At 52.0% G+C, this 16,244-nt stretch carries 20 protein-coding genes; 18 read left to right on the top strand and 2 right to left on the bottom strand.

Annotation, left to right across the window (positions count from 1 at the left end; translation table 11 throughout):
* Window positions 1-5: 5 nt before the first annotated feature.
* Window positions 6-446 carry a hypothetical protein gene (locus tag FSY45_RS20120; protein ID WP_148748309.1) on the bottom strand — a complete coding sequence of 147 codons (441 nt, stop codon included), beginning with the start codon at window positions 444-446 and terminating at the stop codon, window positions 6-8.
* Window positions 447-991: 545 nt separating this feature from the next.
* On the opposite strand from FSY45_RS20120, the gene FSY45_RS20115 reads away from it, so the two are divergent.
* Window positions 992-1,561, top strand: a complete 570-nt coding sequence (locus tag FSY45_RS20115) for a hypothetical protein (RefSeq protein WP_148748308.1) — start codon at window positions 992-994, stop codon at window positions 1,559-1,561.
* Window positions 1,562-1,637: 76 nt separating this feature from the next.
* On the top strand, window positions 1,638-2,186 hold the full coding sequence (locus FSY45_RS20110; protein ID WP_148748307.1) for a GNAT family N-acetyltransferase: 549 nt from the start codon (window positions 1,638-1,640) through the stop codon (window positions 2,184-2,186).
* 252 nt (window positions 2,187-2,438) lie between these two features.
* Here FSY45_RS20110 and FSY45_RS20105 read toward each other — a convergent pair whose 3' ends face one another.
* Complete coding sequence (locus tag FSY45_RS20105) at window positions 2,439-3,209, bottom strand: competence protein CoiA family protein (RefSeq protein WP_187427584.1); 771 nt, start codon at window positions 3,207-3,209, stop codon at window positions 2,439-2,441.
* Between the two features lie 124 nt (window positions 3,210-3,333).
* On the opposite strand from FSY45_RS20105, the gene FSY45_RS20100 reads away from it, so the two are divergent.
* The 16 genes from FSY45_RS20100 (at window position 3,334) to FSY45_RS20025 (ending at window position 16,169) form a co-directional block, all read left to right on the top strand.
* Window positions 3,334-3,993: a site-specific integrase gene (locus tag FSY45_RS20100; RefSeq protein ID WP_148748305.1), complete on the top strand. Its 660-nt coding sequence runs from the start codon at window positions 3,334-3,336 to the stop codon at window positions 3,991-3,993.
* Between the two features lie 2 nt (window positions 3,994-3,995).
* Window positions 3,996-4,478, top strand: coding sequence for a hypothetical protein (locus FSY45_RS28075; RefSeq protein ID WP_222864874.1), 483 nt, complete (start codon window positions 3,996-3,998; stop codon window positions 4,476-4,478).
* Window positions 4,479-4,500: 22 nt separating this feature from the next.
* Window positions 4,501-4,824 carry a hypothetical protein gene (locus FSY45_RS28330; protein ID WP_255443394.1) on the top strand — a complete coding sequence of 108 codons (324 nt, stop codon included), beginning with the start codon at window positions 4,501-4,503 and terminating at the stop codon, window positions 4,822-4,824.
* A gap of 13 nt (window positions 4,825-4,837) precedes the next feature.
* Window positions 4,838-5,029, top strand: coding sequence for a hypothetical protein (locus FSY45_RS20085; RefSeq protein WP_148748304.1), 192 nt, complete (start codon window positions 4,838-4,840; stop codon window positions 5,027-5,029).
* A 207-nt stretch (window positions 5,030-5,236) separates the two neighbouring features.
* Entirely contained in the window at window positions 5,237-5,584 is a 348-nt protein-coding gene (locus FSY45_RS20080; RefSeq protein ID WP_148748303.1) for a hypothetical protein, read from the top strand.
* A gap of 21 nt (window positions 5,585-5,605) precedes the next feature.
* Entirely contained in the window at window positions 5,606-5,965 is a 360-nt protein-coding gene (locus FSY45_RS20075; RefSeq protein ID WP_148748302.1) for a hypothetical protein, read from the top strand.
* Between the two features lie 16 nt (window positions 5,966-5,981).
* On the top strand, window positions 5,982-6,179 hold the full coding sequence (locus FSY45_RS20070) for a hypothetical protein (protein WP_148748301.1): 198 nt from the start codon (window positions 5,982-5,984) through the stop codon (window positions 6,177-6,179).
* 16 nt (window positions 6,180-6,195) lie between these two features.
* A complete protein-coding gene (locus tag FSY45_RS20065) occupies window positions 6,196-6,540 on the top strand; it encodes a hypothetical protein (RefSeq protein WP_148748300.1) in 345 nt (114 codons plus the stop codon).
* Between the two features lie 20 nt (window positions 6,541-6,560).
* Window positions 6,561-6,830 carry a hypothetical protein gene (locus FSY45_RS20060; protein ID WP_148748299.1) on the top strand — a complete coding sequence of 90 codons (270 nt, stop codon included), beginning with the start codon at window positions 6,561-6,563 and terminating at the stop codon, window positions 6,828-6,830.
* 90 nt (window positions 6,831-6,920) lie between these two features.
* Window positions 6,921-7,421, top strand: a complete 501-nt coding sequence (locus tag FSY45_RS20055; protein WP_148748298.1) for a hypothetical protein — start codon at window positions 6,921-6,923, stop codon at window positions 7,419-7,421.
* Window positions 7,422-7,433: 12 nt separating this feature from the next.
* A complete protein-coding gene (locus tag FSY45_RS20050; protein ID WP_148748297.1) occupies window positions 7,434-7,817 on the top strand; it encodes a hypothetical protein in 384 nt (127 codons plus the stop codon).
* Window positions 7,818-7,833: 16 nt separating this feature from the next.
* Window positions 7,834-8,064: a hypothetical protein gene (locus tag FSY45_RS20045; protein ID WP_148748296.1), complete on the top strand. Its 231-nt coding sequence runs from the start codon at window positions 7,834-7,836 to the stop codon at window positions 8,062-8,064.
* 15 nt (window positions 8,065-8,079) lie between these two features.
* Complete coding sequence (locus FSY45_RS20040) at window positions 8,080-8,574, top strand: hypothetical protein (protein ID WP_148748295.1); 495 nt, start codon at window positions 8,080-8,082, stop codon at window positions 8,572-8,574.
* Window positions 8,575-8,617: 43 nt separating this feature from the next.
* Entirely contained in the window at window positions 8,618-9,085 is a 468-nt protein-coding gene (locus FSY45_RS20035) for a hypothetical protein (protein ID WP_148748294.1), read from the top strand.
* A 1,018-nt stretch (window positions 9,086-10,103) separates the two neighbouring features.
* A complete protein-coding gene (locus tag FSY45_RS20030; protein WP_148748293.1) occupies window positions 10,104-10,418 on the top strand; it encodes a hypothetical protein in 315 nt (104 codons plus the stop codon).
* A 183-nt stretch (window positions 10,419-10,601) separates the two neighbouring features.
* On the top strand, window positions 10,602-16,169 hold the full coding sequence (locus tag FSY45_RS20025; RefSeq protein ID WP_148748292.1) for an Ig-like domain-containing protein: 5,568 nt from the start codon (window positions 10,602-10,604) through the stop codon (window positions 16,167-16,169).
* Window positions 16,170-16,244: the final 75 nt, after the last annotated feature.

The raw sequence follows: 16,244 nt of genomic DNA, 5'->3' as shown, positions 1-16,244 counted from the left end.
TGAAGTCAGGTGCAGTACTTAACAAAAAGATCTACCTGATCGGTGAGTACTTCAACAGGCATTTGTTTAGCGCCAGCGAACTCCATGTAAGCTGATCTGTGTCGTCCATTGGTGAATGAGACGACCGCATGAATTCTTGGTGGCATCAATCCAAACCAGCGCTTGACTTGAACCTCTTCAATGGATGATCTCGGCATTACAGGTACACCGACCCCGCCTGGGTCCAAATGAGAACACAAGCCTTCACGTTTTTCGTCGCTCCATAACTGGATGTCTGGAATCCGCAACTGATTGCCGTTGCGCACGCAAGCCATGAACTTCGCTACGTCAACAACGACAACGGAATACCACGAATGGTTCGGGAGGGTGCGCTGCAGGAAGATCTGAGAGTAGGGAGCATGCGTCTGGGCAAGCTGGACAGTCCACTGCTGAGGAGTTGAAGCCATTGAAGAGTTTTCGGGTGCAGGGGCCGCGAAGGATCTGATGAAGATGAAAACCTATCAATGCTGCAAGTTTGTTTCCGGGAACTCTCTGCCCCCTTTGACGGGCGCTTGATCAACCTTCCTACGGAGGCTTGCTGAGAGAGGCACCGGAAGGGGTCAGACTTTCTGAAAATACTTGTTAGCACTCAAGTCAACCAAGACTCGGCCATGGAGAACCCGATTCGGAATTCTGAAGGAGAACGTCTTGGGGTCACGCTCCAGCCCGTGTCTCTTAGCGAAAATTTCTGCAGCCCCTTGAGCTAGGATCGAACCGGAGCCTTTGAGGATGAAAGTGTCTTCACCTATGGACGTTGTTGTGATAACTCCGTCGCCGTCTCTTTCTCGAAAAATCGCCATTTCTATTCCGGTAAATGTGAAGGTTTGAGCATAAGAGTTTAGTCAGTTGCAGCATTGAATTGCATTGAAATTTGCTGGCACACCAGGCCAACGACGGAAAGAAGTTGGGAAGCAACCCATGCCGTGATCCAGGCCTGAAAAAGGAGACAGGAATGTTCGGGCTAAAGAAGTTCTTCACCAAGTTGGTCAGCACTGATGAGCAGGCATCCGCCGAGGAGCTGCCGAACCAGATGCCCACAGTCAAGGTTGACAAGTCAAGACTGACCCCGGCAGTCAAGGCTCAGTTGAAGAAGGACATCGCATCGTTTGCCGAAATTGGCAAAAAGAACGAAGCAAAGGTTCTCGCTACCGCCCTGGAAGCATTGAACAGGGGCCGAGACATGGCTCATCTCTCTTCAGGGCTAATGACTATCGATGGGATGCCGAAGAACTGTGCGCATCGCATCACACGGCTGCTAGTGAACAGAGCTGATGTAATCATGACCGTGGAGCATCGCTTGACTCTTGGGATGAGTGAAGCGAAGTGGATTTATGCAAAAGCTCCCTGCATGCATGACCCAACGAATCCAAGTAAAGCAGACATCAAGCGTGATGCCGCTCACAGCGCCCTAGACGGTAAGACCTTTGATATAGCCAAAGGGATGGTGGTTGACGGTGTTGCAACGTGGCCAGGGTTCGACGAAGGCTGCAAATGTGTCTCCAGAACGATCTTGCCCGACTGATGGCTGCAGGCCAGTAGCCTCGTGCTCGTGGCACTGATCGACTGTGGAAAGATGGTTTCGCTCGGAAAATCACTGCATGAAGCTTGTGACACCACTTGACCGCCTCACCGTATCGCGCATCCCGTCTGCGCTTGAAGGAAAGTTCTATCTCGGCGGGCCATACGAGTTTGCTGAAATGCTTCGTGAGCCTGATGAATATGGAGATGAGGAAATCGACTGGCGCAAAGTGCAGATCGCACCAGTCAACGGAGTCCAGATGCGTTCTGCTCAGGTGGACGTAACTTGTGGTCATCACCACGTAAAGCCAGGTGCTTGGCCTGGTGATCCAGCTCAAGTGAGCTATTCAATGCGATATCTATACCGTGATGAGTTCAACTCACCCATCCTTGGCGTGGTTCAGCTGAAGGTCGCACATGAAGTTCATGGGGTTCGAAAAGGGTTCAAGACCCAGTGCAGGAAGGCCATACACGCCGTTTACGTGAAACCATCAAGCCAAGGTATGGGCATTGCTCGCATCTTGTTATCTGAGGTTTTGGATGACGCACCAGACGTTTGCGTCCATCCCCAGTTCTCCGAGGATGGTGCGCGGCTTTTTGGATTTGATCTGAACGGCAGTCGCGGTTAGCAGAGATGGTCAACTTTCCGCGTAGCGTTGGCCTAAAGCGCTGGAGTGCTCATAAGAAATAGGGCGAGGGCAAGCAGCAGGTGAATGAGAGTAAATTTGCGCAATGGAAGCTCCGTAGTTTGTTGCAAGCACCGTTGCCTGCTACTACGTATAGCGCTGCGTTTTATACATGCCGCCGCATTGGGCCAACATTCCTTGCTAACAGGCCGATCACGGAAAGATACGGGCCTGCCCGGAGAAAAGCAACACTGGTTACTGTTGCGGCCACTTAGTACAGTCCCACATCCAGCTTGGCCGTGGTTCTGAGCCGTCCAAATAGCTGCCCTCACATAAGTTCAAGGCACCAGCTGCGACACCTGCACCGAAGACCTCCAAAGTCACCCTCATGTAAGGAGCCGACTTGTCTGAGGGGTAGATGAGAACCTGCTGGCCAACTTCATTCTCTGTAGCTTCGACGAGGGGGATGCAGGGCATGTCCTCCATGGCCCGGTTCATTGATTCCTTCTGCGTCAAGCCTTGAGATTGGAAATGAAGCATAGTGCTGTTGGATAGAGCATTCAAATGCGTGCCACGTACCAGCCACACGACCGATACACCACTGGCTTTGTATCGCTCCGTCCTGCGTCGATAGTCATCCCAGTGCTGCTGGGATAGTTGGACCTCGATAGCGATCGGCCCAGCTTCAGAATTCACGAGAACGTCCGCCTGCCATTCTTCACCAAAAGGCGACGAACCTGAATGTTCAACTTTGGCGTCGTAGCCAGCTGCACGAATACCCAGCGCCAATTTGATCTTTGCGAGCTGGTGGGTAACAGATTCAGGGGCTGTTGTGCCACCAAAACCTGGTGCAGCAGCGAAGAATTGAAGCCCGCGAGGGCTGCGCTTGAGCACAGCTGGTGTGCGATTTCGGCCAATGACAAAGGAACCAATTGGGAGCTTGCGCCACTTCGCCCATATCTCAGAAGGTGTGGTGAAGGACTCGACCTCTAGGCCAGTGTCGGCAACATGTGCAATAAGGGGCATCCTTCCATTATCAGTCTGGCTTTTCAGTTTCCTTGATAGCGAGGATTGCCGCGACACCATAGGTGGCTTTAAGCACAAAGCTCAGATAGCATCACGGTAATTCGCACTTCTGATGAATTACTAGATGGCAAAACCACAGGTTATTTCAGACCGACAATTCGAGCACATGCTGAAGGCAACAGCTGCATACAGCCGCGTGCCCGAGCGCGACAAAGCGCTTCTGCTGACGCTCTATGGCACCGCCTTGGCTGTGACTGAACTGGCATGCCTGACAGTAGCCGACTACCTCATGCCAACTGGCGAAATTCATGAGAAAAGCCGAGTGCGCGCTGAAATCGCGCACAACGGCGTGCCGCGTCCTCTGTATTGGACAAACAAGCGGGTCAGCACTGCGCTTGATGAGTACCTGGCCTGGCGCGTGAAGCACAAGCATGGTGTTACGGTCAAACATGGTGCTTACCGTGGCTTAGACCCCTCAAGCGCTGTTTTTTTGACTGAAGCGGGGGCTGCATATGGACTCACAGAAAAAGTGCTTGTTTCAGGTGCTTTGAGCTATTCATGCAATGCGCTGACCGCGTACATCAGCAGGCTCCACGCAAATGCAGGCATAGAGGGTGGGTCTGCCCAGTCTGCCCGCCGCACGTTTGCGACAAAACTGCGTCGCTTGGGCTACGACTACCGGCACCTTGCCGAAATCCTGGGTGTAAAGAGCGTGACGACAGTGAAGCGCCTAGTAGAAGCTGACCCAGTTGACCTAGGCGAAATCGTTGCGGGGGCAGTGTGAATATGCAGCAGCAATACCTACGGGAGGCGGCAGCACTTTTGGGTTGGTCGCAAAAAGCACTGGCTGACCACATGGGAGTCCCCTGGTCAACCTTCGAGAAATGGCTTGCTCCTAGCGAGTCCAAGAGTTTTCGGGAGATGCCAGGGATGGCTGAGCATTTCGTCAGGCTCATCGTTGAAAACCATAGGCTTAGAGAACAGATAAAACGCTTGAAACACCCCCCAATGGGGGGTAGACTTCCCAACTCCAACAAAACGACGGAGAAAGCAATGAGCAACGGGAAAGCAAATTTGAGTACAAGCGACCACAAGAACATGGATGCATTCTTAGGTTACGTACTCGACGATTACAAGGCAGGAGAAATCACCAAAGAAGAAGCTGTAGGCGCGCTCGCTCATGTGATGGCCGCGCTAGACATAGGCAACACAGCAGAGGCAGTGAATTGGTTTAAGCAGGGCCGTAAGTTCATTCGCTCAACACGCTGAGCTACGGCCAAGGAAAACCACCATGACTACTGCCGAACAGAAGCCTGCCCCCATTCGCAAGCTGGATCGTGAAGAACTGCGCCAAAAGTTCGATGCGCTCAAAGCGCGTGACGCGGCCCTCACAGAAAACGGCCAGCGTTTGATGGCACGGATTCGACTGTCATCAAAGTACCACGACCAGGGCGAAGCTGGGGCACTTTTCCCTGTCTGCGTTACCGGGGCAGGGGAATACTGCGTACAGGGAGGCCCAGGGGGGCAGTATCGACTGCAGGACGTTGATTTGTTCGTGGTCTATGACGACAAGTTGCCGCCAGCGCAAATCACTTTTGAGCCATCCGAGGGCTGAAAGGAAACCCGCCATGACATTGACCCAAGCCCAGCAGCGATACATCGACCGAGTGAACAGCAGCCACCCTGGCCATGCTCGCCGTGTTTCTCGTTCGGCGTGGGCTCAGCTCAGCAAGTGGGCACAGGCACGCGGTATGAATGCGCAAGCTGTCTGCCAGGATGCCAAGGACATTGCAAAGCTTGAAGCAAATGCGGATTGCTGATTACTCAGGGAAGGGGCGTTATGCCAGCTAGCAGAGTTGTTGAGCAGTTTTTTGCGTGTGTACTACTTATTTTTGGCGTGCTGCTAGGTGTCGCAGGATGGCATCTAAATTCATGGATGTTAGGTTTTGGTGCAATTGCATTAGTCCTAGCTAGTGTGTGTATTTGGGGTGATGCCCGTTTAACGACTGATTGATGAAGGAAACCACATGAGCACGGGTATGGAAAATGAGTCGTTGGCTTATCTCGCTGAGCGCCTAGAAGCAATTCCCAGCGATGAGCCGAAAGCCGCCGCTGAACTGGTGCGCAAAGTCATGGCATCAAGTTCTGCTGCGCTCGAAAAGCCTGAAGCAGAGCACGCGCTGTTTCAGGCAGTCTGGAATCACATTTCACAAGCAATTGACCGTGAGGAATATGCGCCCCAGTTTGCGCAGCAAGTGAGCGCATTGGAAGCGGAAATGGCTGGCCGAGTGCTCACTTTTAGATTGCAGCGTGCATGGATTGCAAGAACTGCAAGCGGGCCAACTGAGTTCCGCAGAATTGAAGAATTTTTGTAGAACGACACATCAAGGAAAGCCATGTTTGCTGTCTTCAATCCAGAAAAAGCTAGTCCAGAGGCCTTAGCCAAATTTTTTTTCTTCGCAGCGATTGGCATATGCCTCGTGTATTTATTGTGGTGGAAAGGCGTTTTTGATACGAGCCAGAAGCCGCTTTCGGATTTAGAGCTGAAGTCCCTGAGCACATGCGAACGCGAAAAGGCGAATGGTCGTTTTGCGATGCTCCAACGGCCTTTGACACGGGAAGATGCCGACGACTTCACCCAAGCATGTAAGCAGGAACGCATGAACCAGAAAGCTGCTAAAGAACAGCAAACCTTGCTGCAGCAGCAAGCAAAAACTCTTGGCCTTTCCCCGGCAACGGCCCTGCCATCAAATTGAGCGAGGAAATCCCGCAATGCTGAAATCCACTATCTATCACGCCGATCAATCACAAGAGCTTTCGGGGGCGCAGGAAGGTGCGCTGCTGGACGCTGGTGTTATCGCACGGGTAGGCGAGAACCTGGGGCACCTTGAGTACGCAATCTGCACCGGCTTCACATGGGCTGATGTCGATGCTGTACTGGCTCGCTTGGCACAGGCCTCTGCGGCGTAAAACATCAAGGAAACCCATGCCAGCCGCGAGCGCCGAACCCAAGTTGCTGTTTTGCTGGGTAGCTGAAGGGCTGCATGTGCTTGTACCCAAGCGCCGTGGAACAGGGTTTCTAAGCGTCCCATACGGACACCATACCGACAAGGGGCTTGACGCAATCGCTGCGCTTGCGAACTGTGATCTGTACGGTCTTGATGGGGCTTTGAATTTCGACTGTGGCTGGGACATTTGCCATGGTCAGAAGGGTACTCAAGATGTGTTCATTGAGCGGATCAGAAAGCCTTTGGAAGCCCACTACAAGATGCAATCACAGCTCATTGATGTGAACACATTTTGGGAACTACACCCACATAAATCCAGATAGGACAGCGGATGAGCACGGGTATGGAAAAAGAGTCGTTGGTCTATCTCGCAGACCGCCTTGAGGGCGTCCCCTGTGATGAGCTGAAAGCAACCATGGCGACTTTGCATGTTGTAGCTGGCGGAATTCGTGAAGGCGCTCAGGTGTTGGGTGTTTTCACAGACCCTGGCATTGCAGAACGAGTGAAAAAAGCTGCTTGGAATCTCGGGCGCTGGGACGGCGTAGCTGTCACCGCAGTGGTGATTGATGCGATTGATCCTGCGTTCCAGGCCACGATTGACACTCTTGAATGAGTCAAGGAAACCAGCGCAGGCCTCCGGGCCGCGCCCAGGCTCCAGTGCCAAGGGAAAGGCCTTGGCAGTGCAGCTTGAACAAGGAAAGACATGTACCTGGGCACAGCTCTCAAGTTGGCAATTCCCTTTGCGATCTTGGATCGGGAAGCCATGGCCGATGCCCACACATCAGGGCCGGACGCCGATGCAGCCCATAAGGCGTGCGTGGATATGCGTGCTATTCGGGGTGTGAAGCCTTCAACCTTCACCGCCGAGCAGCGTGAGACGGCACGAATGTCGCTTCTGTGGGGTGAGCAGTACCTTGCGGGCTTCATGGATGCAACCGGGGAATCCGACAAAGCTGAACTTTATCTGGCGAAAAAGCAGCGTCAGCAGATACGCAGTGTGCGCTTCGAGCACTTCGGGAACACCGTGGGAGAAGCAGCAATGAAGGGTTGCTCCGAAATGCCTGTTGGCGGTCGTCACAACGACAAATTCTTCAGCATGCTCTCGCATGTGGTTTGCCCAGTCTGCAAGACACGCACAAATGGTGCATCTGCCGGTGATTTGTGCAGAGCTTGCAAGACAGGGATTTTTGAACATGCGCAATAAAGGAAATCGGCCATGAAGCCCGTTCGACTTGAAGACAACCATAACGGTAAATTCACCGCTTGGATTTTTAGCACCAGCTTTACCGGCAGCTATGAAGAGTGCCAAAGCTGGCTGAAAGGCCACGGCGAGCACATTACATGGAGCGTCAGCCCCGCGCAGGGAATGGGGCCTACGTACCACCATTTAATAGGTCTGAGCAGGCCTATGCTTTTGAACTGCACAAGCGAAGAAGCTCACCAGATCGCCGCAGCCGAAGAAATGTACAAAGCGCTAAAAGCTCTGCAAGACGTTGGAATGCTTGAAGATGATTCACGTGGAATGCATGACGGCATTCAAAAAGCTAAAGCTAAAGCTAACGCCCGCGCCGTCCTGGCTAAATTAGCTAATTCAATCTGACACCATGGAAAGAATAATGACTCAACTTGAGCACTTGGACGAAATTGCCCGTGAAGCATGGGCTGGCAACTATGACCGCACTGGCGTGCTGTCTGGTGGTGAGCGCCGCTATGTTGCCCTGGCATCAGGCCGGATGCGCGAGCTTTGCCCAGATGATTCGATTCCGTACGCAGTGAATAGCCTCGATCCAGGCTGGTTTGAGCACATGCTGACCGTGTGGCGAGCAGATGGCCAGCCCCAGAGCTGACCAAGGGAATCCGTCATGAGTATATGGGCTTGGATTCTTCGCGTATCAGGAGGCCGTTTTGTGTTGGGCGTTCTGCTTGTTCTTTTGGGCTGCACAGGCCTGAACATGCCGACTCTTGATAAAGATGGCGAATTTGTCGTTCAGACCGCACTTTGGAACTTTGGTCTTGGGCCGTTTTTGCTTTGCGTAGGAGTTGGCTTGGCACTGATTTCATGGGCGTATGCCACAGCCAAAGAATGGCAAAGTGCCAAATTTCATAATCCAGAGATTCAAGCAATCGCTGATGAAATGGATGCAGCAATTCGCGCTGAAAAGGAAAGCCCAGCGGGGCAACGTAAGGCACGAATCAAGTCAATCGGTATAGCTACAGCTCTTTTCGGCGTGTGTGTTGTTGTTACGGGCTTTGTGTCAGATGAACTACTGCTTTCTGATTGGTACAAGATTTGGTTCGGTTTAGGAATGGGCCTGACTTGTTTGGGGGCGTTTGCCGCCGCATTGTTCTGGGACTAGGAAATGAACTTCTGTTTGATCCAGAGAATTAGAGAGATAGCCCATGAATGATGCACATCGTAAAACCCGCTTGAATTACCTTATCGACCATGATTACGGGCGGGCGGCTGAATTTGTACGATCCACCGGCATCAGCAAGGCTCGCGTATCCCAGATGACCAGTTCAGCTCACCCTTTTGGTGAGGTTGCTGCACGCAAGCTGGCTCAGGACCTTGGGCTTCATGAAGATTGGTTCAACCACACTTTACCCACACCCAAAGAAGAGCTGGCAGGGAAGATTCAGCCGACAACGTTGGGTGTTTCGAGATCCAACGGCGGTGAAATTCTCCTGACAACTGAACGACTGAACGTCTTGACCAGCACAATTGAGCGGCTTCACAGCTTTGCAATCAGTCCTGTCTGTCCGCAGGCCTGCGCCGAAGAAATTTTTGACCGAATTGCGGATTTGGAAAAGCTGATTCGCGGCATTGAGCGTGAGAAGGCAATCAGTGCCCACTGTCTCAAGCCTTGATCAAGGGAGCACGAAATGATTGTTGGAGGCTTTGCCCTTGATCTGTACTGCGATAACCAGATGGAAGAGGGCACACGGCAGGAGCGCTGGGAGCACATGGGGAGTGACGAGTTCCCCGGCCCAGGCAGAGCAACTTATGTGCATGAGGAAAGCGGCGCGAAAGCGAGAGCAATTGCAAGGCGAGCTGGTTGGAAGCTGGAACTACAGAGCGGACGGGCACTGTGCCCTGCATGCGTCAAAGCTGGCTGTGTGTTGCCAGCAGAAGATTGAGAGAGGAATAACACCATGCCTCAAGCGTCCAGACGCGTAATTGCCGGAAGTGGCGAGACGTGGGTCGGTGGTGTCGCTTGGTCGGATGTTGCAGAAGAGTACGAAGGCCCGTGTCGCGTGAGCTTCAATAGCCGCACTGGACGCGTAGATGTCGCAGTCTTCCCGAACTACTGCGAAGCTCATGCGGCTGCAATGTGTGGCGTGACAGTTGAAGTGGGTGGGTATTGTGAGGCCGAGGTTACGGCAGCTTTCGATGGAGAAACAGTGACTCACCAGACCAGTGCGTGTTGGCTTGAAGAGTAGATGGATCGCGCGCTTGCTTACGGGAGTTGATCCTTACAAGACATTGTTCAGATAGTAGGAATACATTTCTGATGTGGCAGCAGATCTGGGGAACCCTTGAGTTGGTGGCACAGGACATGCCGGGTGGTGTCCCTGTGTTGCATGCATTTCTGCTGGTCGGATGCATTGCACTCTTGATGTTCGTTATAGAAGTGAATCAGAAGGTCATCCTGGCCAGGGTAGATTCACCGTCTCCGAAGCCCAGGAGACATTGAAGGCGCAGCCTGAGTGCATCTGGAGAGCGAAGCCCGCACTGCGAATGACCTCTTTTTCGCATGCGAAAACTCTGATGGGGGATTGCCCTGCAAAGGCCTACAAGTGCATTGCGTTTTCCGTATAGCCCAGCGTTATCGCACCTGATTCTGTAGAGTGACCCGTCCACCGAACAAGCAAGGAGGACAACACCATGAGTAAAGATGTAGATCAGGCCAGGGCGGCATATGAAGCTGCCAGAGCTGAGTGCATTTCCGAGATGCAGAGCTTTTGCAATCGACGCGATGGCAGTGTTAGGCAAGAAGCTATGGCAGAAGAGCGGCTTGAAAGAGCGCGTGCGAATGAGGCTGATAAGAAGCGAGATCTTGAAGCCGCAGAACGTAGGCAGCAACAGCAACAGCAACAGCAACAGCAGCAACAGCAGCAACAGCAGCAACAGCAGCAACAGCAGCAACAGCAGCAACAGCAGCAACAGCAACCGCTACCAAAGGATAGTGAACCCGGTTAAGCTGCACCAGTCTCTACCTTTCGATTGACATGAGATCGACGACGCTCTTTCCATAAGAGCGTTTTTTTGAACGCATTGGTCCAGCACAAAAGAACTAGCTGACCAATATGGGCCACACCACGGGCCGACTATTGAAGATGCGTGTTTAGCCTTGACACCATCTATAAGTCCGTGGAGAACTCCATGAAAAGCGTAAAAAAGGTGGTCCTGTACGCTACCGCAGCCCTTATTGCGGGCGCGGCAGGTTCCGTGCACGCTGATGTGCTGCAATACAAATTCAGTCAAGCGAGTGGCCAAGTGCGAGAGGTACTGGCTGAAGACAGGTACATCAATCCTGATAGTTTTCTCGATATTTATGCCAGCGCTGGTACAGATCGAAAGGTGAAAATCACCATTCTTCGAAAAGATACAGGCGCTGAAGTCGAAAGCAAAACAAGCGAGTTGTTAGGTTTCAACAGCAAGATTGTTGTAGATTCAAAATCTTACTACGGTGCTATTCTGAGATTCAACTCTCCCTCAGAAGGAACCTTTATAGCCCGTCAAGACACTCTGTCATCAGCGAACAAAATCGTCCAGACAACACAAACCGAATTTATTGTTGACAGGACACCACCAAGAACAGGTGAGTGGTTCTGGAGCGTACCCTATGGCGGTGGAATACAGGGTGATGGGATACCTAAATTCGGTACAACCGAAGCGAGAAATATTGGTATTAAAGATGTCCAAGATTCAAGTGGGATATCGTCTATCAACTTCAAAACTGAAGTTATTAATGGGCCGAAAACCGGCCTGATCACGAACACTGGTGATGTTGGTTACAACGAAAGCTTGAAAGAGGCAATCATCGGTGGGGCTAATGTCAATGATCTGTTCGACAAAGCATTCAACTCGTTGGGGGCAAACTCAAAGAATAAGATTACATTCTTTGTGACGGACAAAGCAGGCAATAGTTCATCATCTTCGATGATCTTTCATAATGATAGCATTTGCCCTGCAACTCCAATTCCGGTTGGATACTACGATCCAGCATATGGCGGAAACCTGTATGGTGTTCAGCAATTAAAGGGATATAGAGAGATTACTGGAAGTTTTAATCTTCCTCAGAACCCAGGTAGCTTCATCTATCGATCTCCAAGAAGCCAAAGCAAAGCTGCCACAGAAACACAACCCTATGGCGGATATTTTGTAGCCGATGCTGGTGGGGTTATTAGTCATTCTGTTATTCATAGTGATAGCAACTATGTTTACTACAAGATTGACGGTGTTATTAATCCAGATAAACAATTTGGGGATTTTTTGCGGTGGAACAGTGACGGGTTCTGGGTTTGTGATGATGTAAGACTTCCTCAGGCTAATTTCACAGCTTCAACGACTCCACCTCATAATAAAATCAAGCAAGAGTTTGACATCGCTGGTTATGGTCGTATCCAAGTCGGATTCAAAGATATTCCAGGAAGGACGATTCCCAGAGATACCAAGATGACTGGTATCGCAGTTGAGGTTGAACCACGGCCATATGTACAAAGGGTGATGGTCGCTCAGCAGACCTGTGATGTCCCCGCGAATCAGAAGTCTTGCTATATCAATACGAATACGCCTTGGAACGTCACAGGCGAAGTTGTGATGTATCAGTATCTGAGTAATGTTAGTCGGTTAGATATGCCTGGAATGGTGGTGCCTGCGGGGTATATAACCCTTGCCTATGATGGCGAAGATCCGATATTTCAGAGGTTCGTCAGTCATGATAGTTTTGAGAAGAAAGTATCTGTTGAATTCTTCGAAGGAAATTCAGGTAGTCTTTGGGGAACTGTAAATCTTCCGCATTCAGGCCTCAGATTTGTCGATAAGTCTGGAAAAGAAACTATTTTCAATCATGAATCTGTCGTTTCTGGAAATAACAAGTATACATTTACGACAAGCTATAAAGGTCTACCCCCTGGCCAGTATGATGTTTACGCGTGGGCAACGGATAACTGGGGAAATACTGCAGCTCCATCTCCAAAATTATTCACCATTGCGAACGACACAACCAAGCCAGTGATTAAGATCATTTCATCAGGGAGCGGTGTGACAAGTCTTGATGATATTACCTTCACTGTGAATGATGAAACTACGGCGAAGCCGCGAGTCACAAGCATCAAGCTTGAGGGCGGACCTACAAAAGATACGGTTTATCTAACGGCACGCTCACTGGGACTGAATTACTATGGTTTGGAGTATCCAATCATGTTCCCGAGTCTTGAACAAGGTGAAAGCTACACGCTCACAGTTCAAGGCGTAGACGATCAGGGAAATATAGGAGAAGCGAGCTTCGGCTTCGACTACACACCTCGCCAAATAACGATGTCGCCAGACGCGAGTGGCATATTGTCGATCCCTGCCTTGGCAGCGGAGTTCAGGCGTGCCAGCGGCAAGGAGGTGATCGACTCCAATCCCGTGACAATGCGCGATGGTACGGTTGTGTCGGGCCGATATGACATCATGGCCACGCTGCGCAAGGATGCCAAAGTACCGCTGAAGGTCAACGGTTTCGTTGTCGAACCTGGCCAAACTGTTGTCGTGATGCCTGCCCACGACTTCGCCAGCACAGGTGGCAAGATCAGCCTGTCCGTGTCTGCAGCAGTGGATGGCCAAACGGGCACATCCAATTTGCTGGTCACAACCTCAGCTCCGAACTCCCCGGTCCTCATTGCGAATATCAACGTCTGGAAGCCAGCTGGGAAGCTCACAGGAACATCTGCGTCCGTGCGCCAGGGCATTGATGTGTACACAACGAATGCAGTGAATGACGCTGCTAATGGGAGCCGGTGTGCCCTGAGTACGGATGAATCCCGTGCCAAGACCGCTGATCCCATCACAGCCCCAGTGTGTTTGCTGGGTTGGGACAAGATTCCAGAGGGGGATTACCAATCTACTGAGAAAGACAAGAGCACCATCAACCTGCAAGGTAGGGCATCCAAGCTGGGGAGCAACGACATGACGTTTGCTCTTTACATGTATGCCTCCAACGGCACCAAGTATCTCGTTGGTAACGGCAGTGGCAAGCTAAACGTCACATCGCCAATGGGTTCGGTGAAAATAGCCACGATCACCGATCTCTCGAAGGTGACTCGTCGGATTCAGGAAATTGACACTCGCGTCAAGCAGGTTGAAGGTCCAGTGTGTCTCTTCGTGCAAGGCGCTGAGAAGGCCGCGCTCGATGCCAGCACCAAGATGAACATCGCAGCAAGCCCAAGCTGCTGGGTGGAGTGGACAAAGCTGCCTGTAGGCTTGAGCCAAGCTGAGAGAGTCGAAGTTCCCCTGCTGCAGGGCAACATCCCGAACAAGGGCGCGACTGAGCTGAAGTGGAAAATCTCGATGTTCAGCAAGTCGGGACAACAGATTATCCTGAATGAGCAAACACAGCCTATTACGGTCGTTGATCCTTCTGTTCCTACGGTAGAGATTACCTCCCCGCACATCGTTAACGATAGCCTGCTAGTAGTGCCTCACACGGGGGGCTATGTGGGGGACGTGACCATCACATCTGAGAGATCTCAACTGGATGTGAGCATCATGCGAGGCACTGACGTTCTTGAGTCTGGTGTGGCTGAGCCAAGCCGATTTGACAAGAGCCAGCTGTACCGCCGTATTGATACCGACGAACGGCCTCTTTGGACGGAAACACCATACACCGTCAACGTCAACTACACGTTGTTGCCTGAAGTGAAAACAAAGAAGGTCTACCGCATCGTGGCAGGCCCATCGCTTGGCATGAGGCCGGTTGTATCGGTGAATTCGAACCAGGCTGTGGACACTGAAGCCATGAAGGTGAAGGTGACGATGAGTGACCGATATAAGCCTGCAGAGGCCTATAACGCAAACATGGGCAAATGGAAGGTCCGTTTGGTCAAGCTCATGACCTACAACAAGCGAGAGCCAATGACGGACTATGTGGAAACCGTTGACGGCGTGGCCACGTTTAATGTTGGTTTGGACAATGTGAATGCAGCATCGGTGCGCTTCATCGCAGAGGCGGTGCTTGTATCTCCGATAGAAGGCTACAAACGAACTGAAGAATCAACAGTGCCGACATTCATTACCGTGTTGCGAGGTAATGCGATTGGGGCATCAGTGACAGGGCGACGCCTTTCGGGCGAAGCTCCATTCGTGACAGCATTTAAGTTGGCACTGGATGAAGCTCTTGATATGCGTGCGGTCGGCGCTGTCGTCTGGGAAGTCAGCAGCAACAGGGGATCGAGCTGGGAGAAGATCGTTCAGCCGGAACAGCGCAAGATGATGTTCATGCGTACCTTCGAGAAAGGTGAGTACAAGGTCCGGGCCAAGATCACCAACATCAACTCTGCAAAGGAAAAGTACACAGAAATCGTGGATGTGATCGCCTATGACAAGCCCAAGCTTGAACTGACTGGCGCGCAGCAGCACTTCATCGGCTCCAAGGCCACGATGAGCGCCAAATTCAAATTTGGTAAGGACTACATCAGCAAAGATCGTGTCGTGATTGAGTGGTCTAAGGATGGTGGCAAGACCTACGCAAAGGGTAGTGACACGTTTCAGCTGACCTCTGACAAGGAAGCCCGAATCAAGCTATCCGTTCGCGCTCGATCCATTGATGCACCAGGCAGCGATGCATATGCTTTTGATGTCGTGAACAAGAGCATTGACTTTCTGCCAGTGAAACCGCCCCGTCCTTACGTGACTGGTCCCTCACGAATCGAATTGGGCAAGACATACACCTTCAATGCGCGCATCACACCTCCGTACCCTTCGATGGACGTGAAGATGGCCGGTGCCTTCACCTTGCCGAACGGCAAGATCGTCAACGGCGAGTCGGCAACCTATACGCCCACTGCAGCTGACTTATCAGCAGAGCGAGTCGAGACAAAATACACCGCCTGGGTTGATGGCTACCGCAACCAGGGGGCTGAAGGGACTCACTCGATGCGTTCGCGTGTTTGGGAATATGTGTTCCCATCTTTCGGTCTGCAGATCCGCAAGAGCGCAAACGTGTCGCCAGTGCAGATCACGCTGACAGTGCGTCCGATTGCTTTCGAGGGCACCCTTGAATCTCCTACCTACGACTGGAATATTCCAGCAAGCGCGAATGTGCTCGACGACAAGTTCCCCACGCTGCGAACCTTCGTTCTCAATTCCACGGGAGCATTTGATGTCGGTGTGGTTGTCCGTGATGCGCGAGGTAACGTTGCAAAGCTGAAGGAAACCATCCTGATCGGTGAAGCTGCACCTTACTCCGTAGAGGTGAAGTACTCGGGTTCGAACCCGATCAATCGCGCACCATTGAGCGTTCTGCTGCGTCCTTATGTGACCGGTGGGCATCCGCAAGATCGCATCCTGACTCGGGAGTTCTTCGTGAACGGTGAGAAGCTGAACGTCACTGGCTTCTATGGCCGGACTGTCCTGCAGGCGGGTGAGCATGACATTCAGTACAAGGTTGTGAGTCAGATGGGCAGCGAGGCCACGGCCAAGCTCAATATCTCGGTGAAGGAGAACCAGCCTCCAACCTGCACCATGACAAGCCGCGAGACAGTCGGCTCCTGGCTCTTCTATGCGTCCTGCAAAGATGAGGATGGCCGCATGAAAACCTACGAATGGACTGTGGATGGTGAGGTGAAAGCGGTTACAGGTGATCGCCTGACGCTGAACCGCAGCGGTGATGCCAGGAAGCCCAATGTTCAACTGATCGGTATCGATGATGCAGGCGGGCGCTCACAGCCAGCTGCGCTGCAGTAAGGATCTGTAGCTACTAAATAAGGCCCGCGCTCTTGGAGCTGCGGGCCTTTTCATTTCCGCCCAGGAAGGGCAACT

Origin of the sequence: Comamonas sp. Z1 (genome assembly GCF_008121555.1) — a bacterium.
Lineage (GTDB): Bacteria > Pseudomonadota > Gammaproteobacteria > Burkholderiales > Burkholderiaceae_C > Comamonas > Comamonas thiooxydans.
This window is presented reverse-complemented; position numbering and strand designations above follow the sequence as displayed.

Excerpts from the sequence above, each read along its gene's own strand:
- FSY45_RS28330 (WP_255443394.1), top strand. The coding sequence starts at position 4,501 with ATGACTACTGCCGAACAGAAGCCTGCCCCCATTCGCAAGCTGGATCGT.
- FSY45_RS28075 (WP_222864874.1), top strand. The coding sequence starts at position 3,996 with ATGCAGCAGCAATACCTACGGGAGGCGGCAGCACTTTTGGGTTGGTCG.
- FSY45_RS20045 (WP_148748296.1), top strand. The coding sequence starts at position 7,834 with ATGACTCAACTTGAGCACTTGGACGAAATTGCCCGTGAAGCATGGGCT.
- FSY45_RS20050 (WP_148748297.1), top strand. The coding sequence starts at position 7,434 with ATGAAGCCCGTTCGACTTGAAGACAACCATAACGGTAAATTCACCGCT.
- FSY45_RS20115 (WP_148748308.1), top strand. The coding sequence starts at position 992 with ATGTTCGGGCTAAAGAAGTTCTTCACCAAGTTGGTCAGCACTGATGAG.
- FSY45_RS20120 (WP_148748309.1), bottom strand. The coding sequence starts at position 446 with ATGGCTTCAACTCCTCAGCAGTGGACTGTCCAGCTTGCCCAGACGCAT.
- FSY45_RS20085 (WP_148748304.1), top strand. The coding sequence starts at position 4,838 with ATGACATTGACCCAAGCCCAGCAGCGATACATCGACCGAGTGAACAGC.
- FSY45_RS20075 (WP_148748302.1), top strand. The coding sequence starts at position 5,606 with ATGTTTGCTGTCTTCAATCCAGAAAAAGCTAGTCCAGAGGCCTTAGCC.
- FSY45_RS20035 (WP_148748294.1), top strand. The coding sequence starts at position 8,618 with ATGAATGATGCACATCGTAAAACCCGCTTGAATTACCTTATCGACCAT.
- FSY45_RS20060 (WP_148748299.1), top strand. The coding sequence starts at position 6,561 with ATGGAAAAAGAGTCGTTGGTCTATCTCGCAGACCGCCTTGAGGGCGTC.
- FSY45_RS20040 (WP_148748295.1), top strand. The coding sequence starts at position 8,080 with ATGAGTATATGGGCTTGGATTCTTCGCGTATCAGGAGGCCGTTTTGTG.
- FSY45_RS20055 (WP_148748298.1), top strand. The coding sequence starts at position 6,921 with ATGTACCTGGGCACAGCTCTCAAGTTGGCAATTCCCTTTGCGATCTTG.
- FSY45_RS20100 (WP_148748305.1), top strand. The coding sequence starts at position 3,334 with ATGGCAAAACCACAGGTTATTTCAGACCGACAATTCGAGCACATGCTG.
- FSY45_RS20065 (WP_148748300.1), top strand. The coding sequence starts at position 6,196 with ATGCCAGCCGCGAGCGCCGAACCCAAGTTGCTGTTTTGCTGGGTAGCT.
- FSY45_RS20030 (WP_148748293.1), top strand. The coding sequence starts at position 10,104 with ATGAGTAAAGATGTAGATCAGGCCAGGGCGGCATATGAAGCTGCCAGA.
- FSY45_RS20080 (WP_148748303.1), top strand. The coding sequence starts at position 5,237 with ATGAGCACGGGTATGGAAAATGAGTCGTTGGCTTATCTCGCTGAGCGC.
- FSY45_RS20025 (WP_148748292.1), top strand. The coding sequence starts at position 10,602 with ATGAAAAGCGTAAAAAAGGTGGTCCTGTACGCTACCGCAGCCCTTATT.
- FSY45_RS20070 (WP_148748301.1), top strand. The coding sequence starts at position 5,982 with ATGCTGAAATCCACTATCTATCACGCCGATCAATCACAAGAGCTTTCG.
- FSY45_RS20105 (WP_187427584.1), bottom strand. The coding sequence starts at position 3,209 with ATGCCCCTTATTGCACATGTTGCCGACACTGGCCTAGAGGTCGAGTCC.
- FSY45_RS20110 (WP_148748307.1), top strand. The coding sequence starts at position 1,638 with ATGAAGCTTGTGACACCACTTGACCGCCTCACCGTATCGCGCATCCCG.